11 protein-coding genes, 3 tRNA genes and 3 rRNA genes are annotated in these 16,222 nt (G+C 44.9%); 15 read left to right on the top strand and 2 right to left on the bottom strand.

What is annotated here, in order from left to right; translation table 11 throughout:
* The first annotated feature begins 458 nt into the window (after positions 1–458).
* The 5 genes from DXD04_RS11650 (at position 459) to rrf (ending at position 5,581) form a co-directional block, all read left to right on the top strand.
* Positions 459–1,986: ribosomal RNA gene (locus tag DXD04_RS11650) — 16S ribosomal RNA — on the top strand.
* Between the two features lie 124 nt (positions 1,987–2,110).
* Positions 2,111–2,184, top strand: a tRNA-Ile gene (locus tag DXD04_RS11655).
* 81 nt (positions 2,185–2,265) lie between these two features.
* Positions 2,266–2,339, top strand: a tRNA-Ala gene (locus DXD04_RS11660).
* Between the two features lie 146 nt (positions 2,340–2,485).
* Positions 2,486–5,370, top strand: a 23S ribosomal RNA gene (locus DXD04_RS11665).
* A gap of 102 nt (positions 5,371–5,472) precedes the next feature.
* Positions 5,473–5,581 (top strand): 5S ribosomal RNA (gene rrf / locus DXD04_RS11670).
* The 16S, 23S and 5S rRNA genes sit together here with 2 tRNA genes alongside, the layout of an rRNA operon.
* 471 nt (positions 5,582–6,052) lie before the next feature.
* Here rrf and nagA (DXD04_RS11680) read toward each other — a convergent pair.
* On the bottom strand, positions 6,053–7,222 hold the full coding sequence (gene nagA, locus DXD04_RS11680; protein ID WP_117673425.1) for an N-acetylglucosamine-6-phosphate deacetylase: 1,170 nt from the start codon (positions 7,220–7,222) through the stop codon (positions 6,053–6,055).
* Between the two features lie 21 nt (positions 7,223–7,243).
* Entirely contained in the window at positions 7,244–8,410 is a 1,167-nt protein-coding gene (gene nagA, locus DXD04_RS11685) for an N-acetylglucosamine-6-phosphate deacetylase (RefSeq protein WP_117673427.1), read from the bottom strand.
* A gap of 371 nt (positions 8,411–8,781) precedes the next feature.
* Between nagA (DXD04_RS11685) and DXD04_RS11690 the strand changes: the two genes are divergently transcribed.
* The 10 genes from DXD04_RS11690 to DXD04_RS11735 all read left to right on the top strand — a co-directional run bounded on the left by DXD04_RS11690 (position 8,782) and on the right by DXD04_RS11735 (position 16,179).
* The gene (locus tag DXD04_RS11690) at positions 8,782–9,318 is read left to right on the top strand and encodes a YceD family protein (protein WP_022052394.1); all 537 of its coding nucleotides are present in this window, start codon (positions 8,782–8,784) and stop codon (positions 9,316–9,318) included.
* Between the two features lie 16 nt (positions 9,319–9,334).
* Positions 9,335–9,520, top strand: coding sequence for a 50S ribosomal protein L32 (rpmF, locus tag DXD04_RS11695; protein ID WP_007559879.1), 186 nt, complete (start codon positions 9,335–9,337; stop codon positions 9,518–9,520).
* A 107-nt stretch (positions 9,521–9,627) separates the two neighbouring features.
* Positions 9,628–10,629: a beta-ketoacyl-ACP synthase III gene (locus DXD04_RS11700; RefSeq protein ID WP_040312523.1), complete on the top strand. Its 1,002-nt coding sequence runs from the start codon at positions 9,628–9,630 to the stop codon at positions 10,627–10,629.
* Positions 10,630–10,704: 75 nt separating this feature from the next.
* Positions 10,705–11,586, top strand: a complete 882-nt coding sequence (gene era / locus DXD04_RS11705; protein WP_007559883.1) for a GTPase Era — start codon at positions 10,705–10,707, stop codon at positions 11,584–11,586.
* 32 nt (positions 11,587–11,618) lie between these two features.
* On the top strand, positions 11,619–12,932 hold the full coding sequence (der, locus tag DXD04_RS11710; protein ID WP_117673487.1) for a ribosome biogenesis GTPase Der: 1,314 nt from the start codon (positions 11,619–11,621) through the stop codon (positions 12,930–12,932).
* 137 nt (positions 12,933–13,069) lie between these two features.
* A tRNA-Leu gene (locus tag DXD04_RS11715) sits at positions 13,070–13,153 on the top strand.
* A 58-nt stretch (positions 13,154–13,211) separates the two neighbouring features.
* Positions 13,212–14,147, top strand: a complete 936-nt coding sequence (locus DXD04_RS11720) for an acyltransferase family protein (RefSeq protein ID WP_117673429.1) — start codon at positions 13,212–13,214, stop codon at positions 14,145–14,147.
* 121 nt (positions 14,148–14,268) lie between these two features.
* Positions 14,269–14,754: a ferritin gene (locus tag DXD04_RS11725; RefSeq protein WP_007559889.1), complete on the top strand. Its 486-nt coding sequence runs from the start codon at positions 14,269–14,271 to the stop codon at positions 14,752–14,754.
* Between the two features lie 156 nt (positions 14,755–14,910).
* On the top strand, positions 14,911–15,591 hold the full coding sequence (locus DXD04_RS16710; protein WP_179138496.1) for an O-methyltransferase: 681 nt from the start codon (positions 14,911–14,913) through the stop codon (positions 15,589–15,591).
* A gap of 18 nt (positions 15,592–15,609) precedes the next feature.
* Positions 15,610–16,179, top strand: a complete 570-nt coding sequence (locus DXD04_RS11735; RefSeq protein WP_022054649.1) for a cob(I)yrinic acid a,c-diamide adenosyltransferase — start codon at positions 15,610–15,612, stop codon at positions 16,177–16,179.
* The last annotated feature ends 43 nt before the right edge of the window (positions 16,180–16,222 follow it).

A 16,222-nucleotide genomic window follows, 5' to 3' on the forward strand; every position in this document is an offset into this window, starting at 1 on the left:
GGAAAAAGTCTGTACCTTTGCAACCGCTTTCGAGAGGGAGAGCCGCTGAAGATGACAGACTGGCAGAGCTGAGGCTACGGGAGATAGTGCTGACTGCTGCACTGAGTATCTTACCTTGCGATGTGCAAGGGAGCGAGAAAGGGTAAGCCGCACGCCTTCTGAAAACCTTCCGAAAATTTTTTCAAAAAAACTTTCGAAAAAATTTGGAGGTTACGAAAAAACGCCTTACCTTTGCAAACGCTTTCCCGCTGAAACGGGAGCACGAAAGAAAAGATAGTTCTTTGAAAGACTTTAGATAAACAGACTAGGATGTAGTACAAGAAGTAGTCCTGTATATAATAAATAATGTATAGGATGAACGGAAGACAACCGTCAATAACCCTTGGAAACAAGGAGAATGAAAAAATCGGTTTCCTGAACAGAGAAAACAATACTCGAAAGAGTTAAGAAAATATTTTACAATGAAGAGTTTGATCCTGGCTCAGGATGAACGCTAGCTACAGGCTTAACACATGCAAGTCGAGGGGCAGCGGGATTGAAGCTTGCTTCAATTGCCGGCGACCGGCGCACGGGTGAGTAACGCGTATCCAACCTTCCGTACACTCAGGGATAGCCTTTCGAAAGAAAGATTAATACCTGATGGTATCTTAAGCACACATGTAATTAAGATTAAAGATTTATCGGTGTACGATGGGGATGCGTTCCATTAGGTAGTAGGCGGGGTAACGGCCCACCTAGCCAACGATGGATAGGGGTTCTGAGAGGAAGGTCCCCCACATTGGAACTGAGACACGGTCCAAACTCCTACGGGAGGCAGCAGTGAGGAATATTGGTCAATGGACGAGAGTCTGAACCAGCCAAGTAGCGTGAAGGATGAAGGTCCTACGGATTGTAAACTTCTTTTATAAGGGAATAAACCCTCCCACGTGTGGGAGCTTGTATGTACCTTATGAATAAGCATCGGCTAACTCCGTGCCAGCAGCCGCGGTAATACGGAGGATGCGAGCGTTATCCGGATTTATTGGGTTTAAAGGGAGCGCAGACGGGTCGTTAAGTCAGCTGTGAAAGTTTGGGGCTCAACCTTAAAATTGCAGTTGATACTGGCGTCCTTGAGTGCGGTTGAGGTGTGCGGAATTCGTGGTGTAGCGGTGAAATGCTTAGATATCACGAAGAACTCCGATTGCGAAGGCAGCACACTAATCCGTAACTGACGTTCATGCTCGAAAGTGTGGGTATCAAACAGGATTAGATACCCTGGTAGTCCACACGGTAAACGATGGATACTCGCTGTTGGCGATATACTGTCAGCGGCTTAGCGAAAGCGTTAAGTATCCCACCTGGGGAGTACGCCGGCAACGGTGAAACTCAAAGGAATTGACGGGGGCCCGCACAAGCGGAGGAACATGTGGTTTAATTCGATGATACGCGAGGAACCTTACCCGGGCTTAAATTGCAAAGGAATAATCTGGAAACAGGTTAGTCTTCGGACCTTTGTGAAGGTGCTGCATGGTTGTCGTCAGCTCGTGCCGTGAGGTGTCGGCTTAAGTGCCATAACGAGCGCAACCCTCGCCGCCAGTTACTAACAGTTAAAGCTGAGGACTCTGGCGGGACTGCCATCGTAAGATGTGAGGAAGGTGGGGATGACGTCAAATCAGCACGGCCCTTACGTCCGGGGCTACACACGTGTTACAATGGGCGGTACAGAAGGCAGCTACCTGGCGACAGGATGCCAATCCCTAAAGCCGCTCTCAGTTCGGACTGGAGTCTGCAACCCGACTCCACGAAGCTGGATTCGCTAGTAATCGCGCATCAGCCACGGCGCGGTGAATACGTTCCCGGGCCTTGTACACACCGCCCGTCAAGCCATGAAAGCCGGGGGTACCTGAAGTGCGTAACCGCAAGGAGCGCCCTAGGGTAAAACCGGTAATTGGGGCTAAGTCGTAACAAGGTAGCCGTACCGGAAGGTGCGGCTGGAACACCTCCTTTCTGGAGTGAAACCGAAAGAGGTTGGTTTCCACTTGTACTGCAGATGAGTTTGTTTAACGAAATAAAGAGAGAAAGATGAAGCCGAGTCAGTAACAGAGACGAGGTTGAACTGAATCACAAAGCTAGTCCTATAGCTCAGTTGGTTAGAGCGCTACACTGATAATGTAGAGGTCGGCAGTTCAACTCTGCCTGGGACTACCCGAAGAGAAGGAAGAAAAAAACTTCCTTAAAATTTTGCAGGAACAAAGTAAAATGCTTACCTTTGCAGCCGCAAAAAACGGGGGATTAGCTCAGCTGGCTAGAGCACCTGCTTTGCACGCAGGGGGTCAACGGTTCGAATCCGTTATTCTCCACAAGCAATGGGTTCTTAATTATTCATTATTAATTATTCATTGAAAGAAGGTCTATGACATGATGTAACAAGCAAAAGTAATTTTAGTACGAAAGCTAAAAGTATATATCATCCCGCACGCATCGGAAGATGCGCGTGCACGTGATAAGGAAAGTAGGAAAGGGCGCATGGCGGATGCCTTGGCTCTCGGAGGCGATGAAGGACGTGATAAGCTGCGATAAGTCACGGGGAGGTGCAAATAACCTTTGATCCGTGAATCTCCGAATGGGACAACCCGATATCCTGAAGGGATATCACCTCATCTAGTTGAGGAGCTAACGCAGGGAACTGAAACATCTTAGTACCTGCAGGAAAAGAAAATAACAATGATTCCCCCAGTAGTGGCGAGCGAACGGGGAAGAGCCCAAACCATTCATGTTACGGCATGGATGGGGTTGTAGGACCACGGCGTTGCAAGAACTCTTGTGAGAGGAACAGCCTGGAAAGGCTGACCAGAGACGGTGACAGTCCGGTATTCGAAGCAAGACGAAGCATAGTGGTATCCTGAGTAGCGCGGAACACGAGGAATTCTGCGTGAATCTGCCGGGACCATCCGGTAAGGCTAAATACTCCCGAGAGACCGATAGTGGACCAGTACCGTGAGGGAAAGGTGAAAAGCACTTCGAACAGAAGAGTGAAAGAGTACCTGAAACCGTGCGCCTACAAGCGGTCGGAGCACGAAAGTGTGACGGCGTGCCTTTTGCATAATGAACCTACGAGTTACCGTATCTGGCAAGGTTAAGGGTCACGAGACCTGCAGCCGAAGCGAAAGCGAGTCTGAAGAGGGCGTCGAGTCAGTTGCGGTAGACGCGAAACCAAGTGATCTACCCTTGGCCAGGATGAAGTCTGGGTAACACCAGATGGAGGTCCGCACCAATAAGCGTTGAAAAGCTTCTGGATGAGCTGAGGGTAGGGGTGAAAGGCTAATCAAACTTGGAGATAGCTCGTACTCCCCGAAATGCATTTAGGTGCAGCCTCGCGGGTTACTGATGTGAGGTAGAGCGACTGATTGGATGCGAGGGCTTCACCGCCTATCAAGTCCTGACAAACTCCGAATGCGCATCAGTTTTACCGCGGGAGTGAGGGCATGGGTGCTAAGGTCCGTGCCCGAGAGGAGAAGAATCCGGACTATCAGCTAAGGCCCCGAAATGACAGCTAAGTTAAACTAACGAAGTCTGATTGCTAAGACAGCTAGGATGTTGGCTTGGAAGCAGCCATTCATTTAAAGAGTGCGTAACAGCTCACTAGTCGAGGAATCGGGCGTGGATAATAATCGGGTATTAAGTTGTCTGCCGAAGCTATAGAATCAGCAATGATTGGTAGGGGAGCATTCCATTCTGCGTTGAAGGCGTGGCGTGAGCCATTCTGGAGCGTATGGAAAAGCAAATGTAGGTATAAGTAACGATAAAGGGGGTGAGAAACCCCCTCGCCGAAAGACTAAGGTTTCCTGATCAACGCTAATCGGATCAGGGTAAGTCGGGTCCTAAGGTTCAGCCGAACGGCGAGACCGATGGCAGAAACGGTTAATATTCCGTTACTACCTTTGAGGGTGACGTGGGGACGCAGGAGTGACACCGCCGCCGGCTGACGGAATAGCCGGTTAAAGAGTGTAGACGTTGATTTCCGCAGGCAAATCCACGGAAAGAGTCGAACTTGACAGTATGGAACGTCCTTCGGGACAATCCAATAGTGCGGGTAAGCAGACTGCCTAGAAAATCCGCTAAACATAACTTCAGAGGTACCCGTACCGCAAACGGACACACGTAGTCGGGTTGAATATACTAAGGCGCTTGAGTGAATCACGGTTAAGGAACTAGGCAAACTGACCCTGTAACTTCGGGATAAAGGGTCCCTACCCAGAAATGGGAGGGCGCAGAGAATAGGTCCAGGCAACTGTTTAACAAAAACACAGGGCTGTGCCAATATGAAAGTAGACGTATACAGCCTGACACCTGCCCGGTGCTGGAAGGTTAAGAGGAGATGTCATCGCAAGAGAAGCATTGAATTGAAGCCCCAGTAAACGGCGGCCGTAACTATAACGGTCCTAAGGTAGCGAAATTCCTTGTCGGGTAAGTTCCGACCTGCACGAATGGTGTAATGATCCGGACGCTGTCTCAACCGTGAGCTCAGTGAAATTGTAGTATCGGTGAAGATGCCGATTACCCGCGATGGGACGAAAAGACCCCGTGAACCTTTACTATAGCTTAGCATTGAATTTGGGCACGCGATGTGTAGGATAGGTCGGAGGCATTGAATCGGGCACGCCAGTGTTCGTGGAGCCGCTGTTGAAATACGACCCTTCGTTTGTTTGAGTTCTAACTTCCGGATAGAAGGACATTGCTTGGTGGGTAGTTTGACTGGGGTGGTCGCCTCCAAAAGCGTAACGGAGGCTTCTAAAGGTGCCCTCAGGACGATCGGTAACCGTCCGCAGAGTGTAATGGCAAAAGGGCGCTTGACTGGGAGACAGACAAGTCGAGCAGGTAGGAAACTAGAGCATAGTGATCCGGTGTTTCCGTATGGAAGGGACATCGCTCAAAGGATAAAAGGTACTCCGGGGATAACAGGCTGATCCCTCCCAAGAGCTCATATCGACGGAGTGGTTTGGCACCTCGATGTCGGCTCGTCACATCCTGGGGCTGGAGAAGGTCCCAAGGGTTGGGCTGTTCGCCCATTAAAGTGGCACGCGAGCTGGGTTCAGAACGTCGTGAGACAGTTCGGTCTCTATCTATCGTGGGCGTATGAAATTTGCGTGGCTCTGACACTAGTACGAGAGGACCGTGTTGGACCGACCTCTGGTTTACCGGTTGTGCCGCCAGGCGCATCGCCGGGTATCTAAGTCGGGATCGGATAAGCGCTGAAAGCATCTAAGTGCGAAGCCGGCCACAAGATTAGATTTCTTGAGGGTCGTTGAAGACGACAACGTTGATAGGATGCAGGTGTAAAGCTGGAGACAGCAAAGCCGAGCATTACTAATTGCCCGTCAGCTTTCCTTATCCGCGCGGAGCGGATGGAAGTCATCGAAAGGATGGTATATACGTTTAGCAGAAACAAGTGCTGAGATTGCTTGCTTGTGAGTCATGAATATATAAAGGTATTCAGGTGACTATTGCACGAAGGTTCCACCTCTTCCCATTCCGAACAGAGAAGTTAAGCTTCGTCACGCCGATGGTACTGCGCAAGTGGGAGAGTAGGTAGTCGCCGTTTTAACAGAAGTCCTGAGGCAGAAACGCTTCAGGACTTTTTTTGTCTGTACGCCTGCGTCCGTTTCCGCGGCAGGCCGCTTCTTCTTTTTGCTGCCGGATTCTTTCTTTCCTTCCTTTTCCCCTTGCTTTCCTTTGTTTCCTTACCGCTTATCCGGACGGCCTTCAGAAATGCGCCTGGAGACGTTTTCTCCGCAAAGGAGAGTCATTCTTTATTGGAGCATCCAGACTTCCTCAGAGCGAATGAAAACAGTTTGAGAAGAGAAACTATATTGAAGATATGTTTACTTCTTCATAGGATTATTATCCTGCTTGGAATTTCTGACATGTTGGGGATGTAGAAGGCACTTTGGAAGAAGGGGATAGAGAAGGGGCTGTATTGTACCAACCTTCCTGAAGTATAAAGACAAAAAAATCCCCGAACTTCACAGTCCAGGGAATTTTAGATTGATTTCTATAATATAATTAGGTTAGGTTAGTGAATCATTGTATTGGTGCCTTCCACGATTTTTCCTTGAGAGAATACGCAGCGTACATTGATGTCTTTGTCAAGAATGACAATGTCGGCGTCTTTTCCCTTTTGGAGAGTTCCTTTGTGTGATTCGATACCAATAAGCTTGGCGGGAGTTTCGGAAGCCATGCGAACAGCATCGGCCAATGGAATGGAGGCTTTTTTCACCATGGTTTGAATCAGTACATCCATGGTTGCCAGACTTCCTGCCAGTGAGGAGTGGTCGGCTAATTTACAAACTCCGTTTTCGATGATATATTTCGGATCATCAATGGTTCCTCCCTCGTTGGCTGCGTATTTAAGTGCGTCAGTGACCAGACAGGTTTGCTCTACTCCTTTGAGCTTATAGACTAATTTCAGGATGGTAGCAGGCAGGTGGATACCGTCGGCAATTACTTCTACACTCATTCCGTCTGTCAGGTATACGCTTTCTACTGTACCCTCATATTTATATTCACGGCGTTTGTGAAATCCCGGCATTGCATTGTAGAAATGTGCGGCGTGAGTGAATCCGGCTTCGAATGCGGCTTTGATTTCCGGATATTCGGCTTCGGTGTGAGTGACTGCTGTCAGAATACCTTTGGAACGAGTATATCTTGCGAAGTCATGTCCTCCAGGGAGCTCCGGACTGATGTCCCAGCGTTTGACACACTGTGTGCTTTCCAGTAAAGGAATATATTCTTCAGGATCTGGATCTTTCAGGAACTCTTCCCACTGTGCTCCAGCCATTTTCTTATTGAGGTACGGACCTTCAATGTGAAGTCCTTGAATAATGTTTCCAGGTGCTTTCATCAGTTCCTCGCATGTAGTTACTGCACATTTGATATTATCAAAGCTGGTAGAACTTAGTGTGGGGAAGATAGAAGTTGCTCCGTGGGCCAGGTGAGCTTGTGTAGCTTTCTGAAAAGCTTCGGTAGTACCTTCTGTAAAATCGTGTCCGGCACCTCCGTGTGCGTGCATGCTTACAAATCCTGGTACGATGTACATGCCTTTGGCATCAATTACTGTTGCACCGATAACAGCCAGGTCGCTGTTAGTTACTTCCAGGATTTTTCCGTCGCTAATGAGGACAGAGCCGTCTTTCAACCATCCTTGTGGGGTAAGAATATGCCCATTTATGATTTGAGTCAACATAATCGTCGAGTATTTAAGTCGTTAAAAAAGTTTGTTGGTACCTTCCACCAGTTTTCCCATTGCCCATACGGCACGAACATTCAGGTCGCGGTCAAGAGCGATGATGTCTGCATCTTTTCCTCTTTCCAGTGTACCTTTGCGGTCGAGCACACCCATAATGCGGGCAGGTGTTTCTGAAGCCATTCTGACTGCATCTTCCAATGGAATCTCAGCCTTTTGTACCATGGTACGAATCAGGCGGTCCATGGTGGCGATGCTACCTGCCAGTGCAGAACGGTCGGCCAGTTTACAAACTCCATCTTCAATGATGACACGAGGGTCGAAGGCTTCTTTGCTGTCGCTGGCTGCACATGCCAGTGCATCAGTAATCAGAGCTGTCTTTTCTACTCCTTTGATTTTATGTACCAGACGAAGAATGGTAGGAGGAACATGGATGCCGTCGGCTACCACTTCTACTGTCATGTCGTCCATTAGGTAGATACTTTCTACAGTTCCTTCGTACTTGTATTCGCGACGTTTGTGGAATCCCGGCATCGCATTATAGAAATGTGTGGCATGAGTATAGCCGGCGTAGAATCCTGTATAGATGTCTTCAAATTCAGCTTGTGTATGTCCTACTGAGGCTAATACACCTTTTGAAGTGATATACTTACCGAATTGCATAGCACCCGGAAGTTCGGGAGCAGCATCCCATCGCTTGATGCAGTGAGTTTCTTCCAAAAGTGGAATGTATTCTTCTGGATCAGGGTTCTTGATATTTTCCGGCATCTGTCCCCCTGCCATTTTCATATTGAAATAATGTCCTTCCAAATGGAGTCCGAGTACCGGACTGTCAGGTTCACTCATTAATTTTTCCGTAGTTTCAGCAGCAGCACGAATCATAGGAATGGTAGACGAAGAAAGCGTCGGGAAAATACTTGTGGTACCATGCTGCATGTGAGCCTTGATAGCTGCACGGAACGCATCTTCAGATCCTTCCATGAAGTCACGTCCACCTCCACCATGTACATGGATCTCGACTCCTCCCGGCACGATATACATTCCTTTTGCATCAATAAGTGTCGCACCGACGATAGCCAGGTCACAATTGGTTACTTCCAGGATTTTGTTGTCTCTGATTAGTACAGAACCGTCTTTTAACCAGCCTTGTGGAGTTAAAATACGGGCATTAATTATTTGAGTTAACATACAGATAAGGTTTTATTTCTTTGATATGTGCCGCAAAGTTACTTAATTTGCTAATTAAATGTGCTATTAATACTATATTTATTTACGATATTAGGGTTAATTATATTAAAACTCTATTCTATCAGGGGGCAATGTTGCTTCTTTAAAGATAAAGGAGAGGAAAGCAATAGCGTTTTAGTCTTAATGATTAGGAAATATGGGTATATTATAATAGGTATTAAGAAGGCAGATTCGAAGGGAAACAAGTATTTTTAATAAATAAAAAGTAGAAAGACTAGATAAAATGAATTATTATTTGTATCTTTGTCGCCCGATTTATATAGTATTGCGACTTGGGAAAACTTGCTACATATAAAATAGAATTGAAGAACATGAAGGAAAACTCGGCTCATTATGAGTTTTCACTGACAAATCAGTTCTTCGCGGATATTGATGCTCCGGAGATTCAAAAAGGAAAACTGCAGGTACAGTTGGATGTGAAGAAAACAATGGGCATTTATGTCTTGAATTTCCATATTGAGGGTTCCGTAGTTGTGCCGTGCGATCGTTGCCTGGATGACATGGAGTTGCCGGTAGAAACGGATGACACATTGAAGGTAAAACTCGGACTCGAATTCTCGGACGAAGACGATATGGTGATTGTGCCGGAAGAAGACGGCTATATTAACGTCGCTTGGTTTATGTACGAGTTTATCGCATTGAGCATACCGATGAAGCATGTGCATGCTCCCGGAAAATGTAATAAAGGTATGATGGGAGCCTTGAACAAACATTTGCGTACTTCTGCAGATGAAGAAGATGAAATGGATGATTTCCTGGATGAGGAGGAAATGACAGATGAGCCTTCAGAAGCACGTGAGATAGATCCGAGATGGAACGAATTGAAGAAAATATTAGATAATAATTAAATAAAAGTTTAGAAAAATGGCACATCCTAAAAGAAGACAATCAAAAACGAGAACTGCGAAGAGAAGAACTCATGACAAGGCAGTTGCTCCTACTTTAGCTATTTGTCCGAACTGCGGCGAATGGCATGTTTATCACACAGTATGTGGGGCTTGTGGTTATTACAGAGGTAAATTGGCTATCGAAAAAGAAGCTGCTCTTTAATAACTTGACGCTTTGTAGAACATCTTTGCATGTTCCAGGGAAATTAAAGCCGGAGAGCCATTTCGGCTCTTCGGCTGTTTTTTTATAAGCCACGAAATTAAGAAATGATGGAAAAAATAAATGCTGTAATTACAGGAGTCGGTGGATATGTACCTGATTATGTCCTGACAAACGAAGAATTGTCGAGAATGGTTGACACCAACGATGAGTGGATTATGACTCGTATCGGGGTGAAAGAAAGACGTATCCTGAACGAAGAAGGTTTGGGAACTTCATATTTGGCCCGTAAGGCTGCCAAGCAGTTGATGCAGAAAACGGACTCGGATCCGGCTTCTATTGACTGCGTGATTGTAGCTACTACAACTCCTGACTATCATTTCCCTTCTACTGCTTCTATTCTTTGTGACAAACTGGGATTGAAGAATGCGTATGCATTTGACTTGCAGGCTGCTTGTAGCGGATTCTTGTATGCCATGGAAACTGCTGCCAGCATGATTCAGTCTGGTCGTCATAAAAAAATTATCATTGTAGGTGCAGATAAGATGTCTTCAATGGTGAACTATGGAGACCGCGCTACATGTCCGATTTTCGGTGACGGTGCTGCGGCTTGCATGGTAGAAGCTACTACAGAAGACTATGGTATCATGGACTCTATCTTGCGTACAGATGGTAAAGGACTTCCGTTCCTGCACATGAAAGCAGGTGGTTCGGTTTGTCCTCCTTCTTATTTTACAATTGACAATAAGATGCATTATCTGTATCAGGAAGGTAGAACGGTATTTAAATATGCTGTATCTAATATGTCTGACGTAACGGCTCAGATTGCAGAACGTAATGGCTTGAATAAGGACAACATCAACTGGATTGTACCTCATCAGGCAAATCTGCGAATCATTGATGCGGTTGCTTCTCGTCTGGAAGTTCCATTGGATAAGGTGATGATTAATATCCAGCGTTATGGTAATACCAGTGCTGGAACTCTGCCACTTTGCTTATGGGATTACGAAAAGCAACTGAAGAAGGGCGATAATATCATCTTCACTGCGTTTGGTGCAGGATTTACCTGGGGTGCCTGCTATGTGAAGTGGGGTTATGACGGAAATAAATAAAGAAAGAATTAACACTACAGATAAAAAACGCATCCCAATCGATGCGTTTTTTTGTCTGTGAACTAATATTTACTTATGCACAAAGCCGGATTTGTGAATATTGTAGGTAATCCGAATGTCGGAAAATCTACTTTGATGAACTTGCTGGTGGGGGAACGTATCTCCATCGCGACTTTCAAGGCTCAGACAACTCGCCATCGTATTATGGGTATTCTTAATACGGAGGATATGCAGATTGTCTTCTCTGATACTCCGGGGGTATTGAAGCCTAACTATAAGCTTCAGGAGTCTATGCTCAACTTCTCGGAATCGGCATTGGTGGATGCAGACGTGTTGCTGTATGTTACTGATACGGTGGAAAAACCGGACAAGAATGCGGAGTTTATGGAAAAGGTGCGCAACCTGAAGGTGCCGGTTTTGTTGCTGATTAACAAGATTGACCTGACCAATCAGGAGGATTTGGTGAAATTGGTGGATGAATGGCACGAGATGCTGCCTGAAGCGGAAATTATTCCTATCTCTGCAATGGCCAAATTCAATGTGGATGTGGTGATGAAGCGTATTAAGGAGCTGTTGCCGGATTCTCCTCCTTATTTTGGAAAGGACCAATGGACGGATAAGCCTGCCCGTTTCTTTGTGACAGAGATTATCCGTGAAAAGATTTTGTTGTATTATGACAAGGAGATTCCTTATTCAGTAGAGGTCGTAGTAGAACAGTTCAAGGAAGACGAGAAAAGCATCCATATCAATGCGGTAATTTATGTGGAACGCGATTCTCAGAAAGGTATTATTATCGGTCGTCAGGGAAAAGCCTTGAAGAAAGTAGCTACTGAAGCGCGTAAGACATTGGAGCACTTCTTCCGTAAATCCATTTACCTGGAGACATTTGTCAAAGTGGATAAGGACTGGAGAAGCTCTGACAAGGAATTGAAAAATTTTGGTTATCAATTGGATTAATATCGGCTGCGAAGCCGTAAATGAAGATAATTATGGGAAATTTAGTTGCGATTGTGGGACGTCCCAATGTGGGAAAGTCGACACTGTTTAACCGTCTGACCAAGAGTCGTCAGGCGATTGTGAATGAACAGGCCGGTACAACCCGCGACCGACAGTATGGTAAGTCGGAATGGCTGGGAAAGGAATTCTCAGTAGTAGATACCGGAGGATGGGTAGTCAACTCGGATGATGTATTCGAGGAGGAAATTCGCAAACAGGTAATGCTGGCAATTGATGAAGCCGATGTCATTTTGTTTGTGGTAGACGTAATGAATGGAGTTACTGATTTGGATATGGAAGTAGCCGAAATCTTGCGCCGTTCCAAGACTCCTGTACTTTTAGTTGCAAATAAAACGGATAATAACGACCTGCAGTATAATGCGGCTGAGTTTTATTCCTTAGGCTTGGGTGATCCTTACTGTGTTTCTGCTTTGAGTGGAAGTGGTACAGGTGACTTGCTGGATTTAGTATTGAGCAAGTTCAAGAAGGAAACTCCTGAAATTTTGGATGATGATATACCTCGCTTTGCTGTGGTAGGACGTCCGAATGCCGGAAAATCGTCTATTATCAATGCCTTTATTGGAGAAGACCGTAATATTGTGACAGAAATTGCGGGTACTACGCGCGATTCTATCTATACCCGTTACAATAAGTTTGGTTTTGATTTCTATCTGGTCGATACAGCCGGTATCCGTAAAAAGAATAAAGTGAGCGAAGATCTGGAGTATTATTCTGTAATCCGTTCCATCCGCTCAATCGAAAATTCGGATGTATGTATTCTGATGCTGGATGCTACACGTGGTATCGAAGGTCAGGATTTGAACATCTTCTTTTTGGTACAGCGAAACCAGAAAGGACTTGTGGTCGTTGTCAACAAATGGGACTTGATTGAGGATAAAACGGCTAAGGTAATGAAAGGATATGAAGATGCGATTCGTGATCGTCTGGCTCCTTTTACTGACTTTCCAATTGTCTTTACATCAGCATTGACAAAACAACGTATTCTGAAGGTGCTTGAACTGGCGAAGGAAGTTTACCAGGCACGTACGACAAGAATCCCGACTGCTCGTCTGAACGAGGAACTTCTGCCGCTGATTGAGGCTTATCCACCACCTTCAAATAAAGGAAAGTATATCAAGATTAAGTACATCACTCAGTTGCCGAATACACAGGTTCCTTCATTTGTGTTCTTTGCCAACTTGCCGCAATACGTGAAAGAGCCTTACCGTCGTTTCCTTGAAAATAAGATTCGTGAACGCTGGAAACTTTCGGGAACTCCGATAAACATCTTTATCCGTCAGAAATAAACGGTGAAACTATATAATCTCTTGTTGCTGCTTGTGTAATACAAGGACAACAAGAGATTTTTTTGATAAAAATCAGCATTTTCCTTGTGTGTTTAGAAAATTGTGTTTACCTTTGCACACGCAAACGAAAAACAAATGCCCAGATGGCGGAATCGGTAGACGCGCTGGTCTCAAACACCAGTGGAGTAACATCCATCCCGGTTCGACCCCGGGTCTGGGTACAGAGAGGTTGACTTGATTAAGTCAACCTTTTTTATTACCAATCAATTCTTATGCTCCATGAAAAATCGTATTGCAGAGCTCGATTACTTGAAATCCATTTTTATTTTATTGATGATTGTGTTTCATCTTGTATATATCGGTGACAAATATCCATACGCTAAAGCTTTGGTTTATACTTTCCACATGCCTGCTTTCTTGGTCATTTCCGGTTATGTCATGAATATAGCTAAAGGAATACGTCCGTTTCTGCGTACAATGTGGTGGATTTTTATTCCATACGCTGTGATGGAAACAGGTTATGTCATCATGTCTGCTATTCTGCCGGTTCGTGAATCAGTGGAGCATCTAAGTGTTCCTCTATGGCTGGATAAATTGTTCTTACATCCTTTGGGACCCTATTGGTATCTTCATACGTTGATGCTGTGTGGACTTGTTTATTTATTGGTGGACAAATTGGCTGGAAAGTGGAGTAATACCGTTTCCGTCTTAATTATACTGGCCTTATGCTATGCCGTATTGTCAGCTTGTGGAATACTTTCTTTAATAAATGCGCTTTACTTTACAGCAGGAGTGGCTTTGAGACGGAGATCGATAAATTTCCGTACTTTCTTTTCAGCTTCATTTTGGGCTTTGTTGCCTGTAATATGGCTGGCTGCTGATGAGACAAACCTGAATAAATCAACTCTTTCAGGGGCTGCTCTGACTTATCTGATGATTAGTTTTCTGTTGGCTGTATATCGCTATTTACCCGATTATCTGAAAAAAGGATTGGGTTACATAGGCTCTCATACCTTTGTGCTGTTAGTATTTTCTCCGGTATTTACAATGGCAGTGAAGCCTTTGGTGCCTGTATTGGCTTTTGAACCTACCGGGATGCTCTTTTTATGTGTGTCCTTATGTTTCTGTGTAATTGGTTCGTTTGCTATAGCCTGGGGGATGGATAAGCTGAATTTGTCCCGTTTCTTCTGGGGAAAAGCCCGCATGCTTTCGTAGATAGACTTGGTCTGGTGACATCTTGTCAGTTCGCTGGAAAAAATGTGGCAGGAACTTATCTGGCATCTTTTTTGTGGTTTACTTCATAGATATTGAATTACTTACTTAAACACATAGAACTATGATTTCAGAAAAATTGCAAAATGCCATCAACGAGCAGATTACTGCGGAAATGTGGTCTTCTAACTTGTATTTGTCCATGTCTTTCTACTTGCAGAAAGAAGGTTTCGACGGTTTTGCTTCATGGATGCGTAAACAGTCACAAGAAGAATTGCAGCATGCTTATGATTTAGCTGATTATTTGGTTAAACGCGGTGGTGCAGCTAAAGTGGATAAAATTGATGTCGTTCCACAAGGATGGGGCAGCGTACAGGAAGTATTTGAACATGTTTACAAGCACGAATGTCATGTATCCAGCTTGATTGACGAGTTGGTAAATGTTGCTTCTGAAGTAAAAGACAAAGCTTCACAGGATTTCTTGTGGGGATATGTTCGTGAACAGGTGGAAGAAGAAGCTACAGCACAGAACATTGTAGAGAAACTTAGAAAATGTGGCGACGCAGCTGGCATTCTGTATTTGGATGACAAACTGGGACAACGTAAATAAACCACGTTTTTCATGAAATATTGATCCTGGATGGAAGCGGAATGATTTCTGCATCCATTCAGGATATTTTGTATCATAATTACACTATCCTTTTTGTTTTTCCACTATAAATTTTATCTTTGTCCCCCGTTATCAACCAATATTAGCGTCCGAAAAATGGGGGATTTTATATTAAGAGGGTGGAACTGGTGTCGTCGTTTCCGGCATCGTTGCGGATACGGAGTACATTCTCCTTCCGATTTCTTTTTTATTACGTTTGTCATTTACGAACGTTTACCATTCTATGCCTATGCACCATTGCATCATCTGAGACGTGTGGTGGCTTTTTTGCCTCATTATCGGGAAAAGGTCGATAAGTTCTTGTTCCGTCTGATTAATCATCTCCGGCCTTCTGTAGTGTGGGAAGTGGGAACTGGCAGCGGAATAAGTACCCGCTATATGGCCGAAGCCAATACAGGCATGCAGGTTTATACGTTCTCAGAACAATCGGAAGATGCAGTGAAACGGATTCTCTCCGGTAAATCTTCTATTGATTACCTGACCGGAAACTGTGAAGCAGATATGGATAGGCTACTCAAGGAGGGTGTAAAGCCGGAAGTGGTACATATCGCCCATACTCCAGCGTATAAGGAGATGTTTGAACGACTGATTCCACTGGCCGATAAACATACTTGTTTCATCATCGGTAATCCTTATGCTACTCCAGAGAAGAAAAGATGGTGGAAGGAAGTTATAGCAGATCCTCGTACGGGAATCACATTTGACCTTTATGATGTCGGACTGGTATTTTTTGATAAAGAGCGTGTAAAGGAGCATCGTATTGTGAACTTTCTTTGACTTTAAGACCTTAAATATATGAAAATGACCAAGATTTATACCAAGACAGGTGATAAAGGTACCACCTCACTGGTAGGAGGAGTACGTGTTTCAAAAGCAGATATACGTCTGGATGCATACGGAACCATAGACGAACTGAATTCTTTTATCGGGTTGTTAATTTCGGTGATGAAGGATGCAGAGCATGAAGAGTTGTTGCGCTTTGTGCAGCATAAACTGTTTTCATTGGGTTCTTATTTGGCTACCGACTTGGAAAAGACTACTTTCCCGGTAGAGAGTCATATCTCAGTAGAGAATGTGCAGCGTCTGGAACAGGCTATCGATGAGATAAACGCTTCTTTACCGTCGCTTGCAGGTTTTATCCTTCCGGGAGGGAGTTATCCGGCTTCCGTTTGTCATGTCTGTCGTACGGTCTGTCGTCGGGCAGAACGTCGGATTCAGGCCTTGGAAGAAAGTCTTTCCTATGAATTGGAGGAGCAGGCAAAGTGTTTTGTGAACCGATTGTCTGATTATCTGTTCGTTTTGTCACGCCGGTTAAACAATTTAACAGACGAAAGCGAAATTTATTGGGATAAGCGTTGCGAGTGAAAGAATTTGTTATATTTTTGCGAATCAATATAAAGAAGTAAAA

The organism is Phocaeicola plebeius, from assembly GCF_003437535.1.
GTDB lineage: Bacteria > Bacteroidota > Bacteroidia > Bacteroidales > Bacteroidaceae > Phocaeicola > Phocaeicola plebeius_A.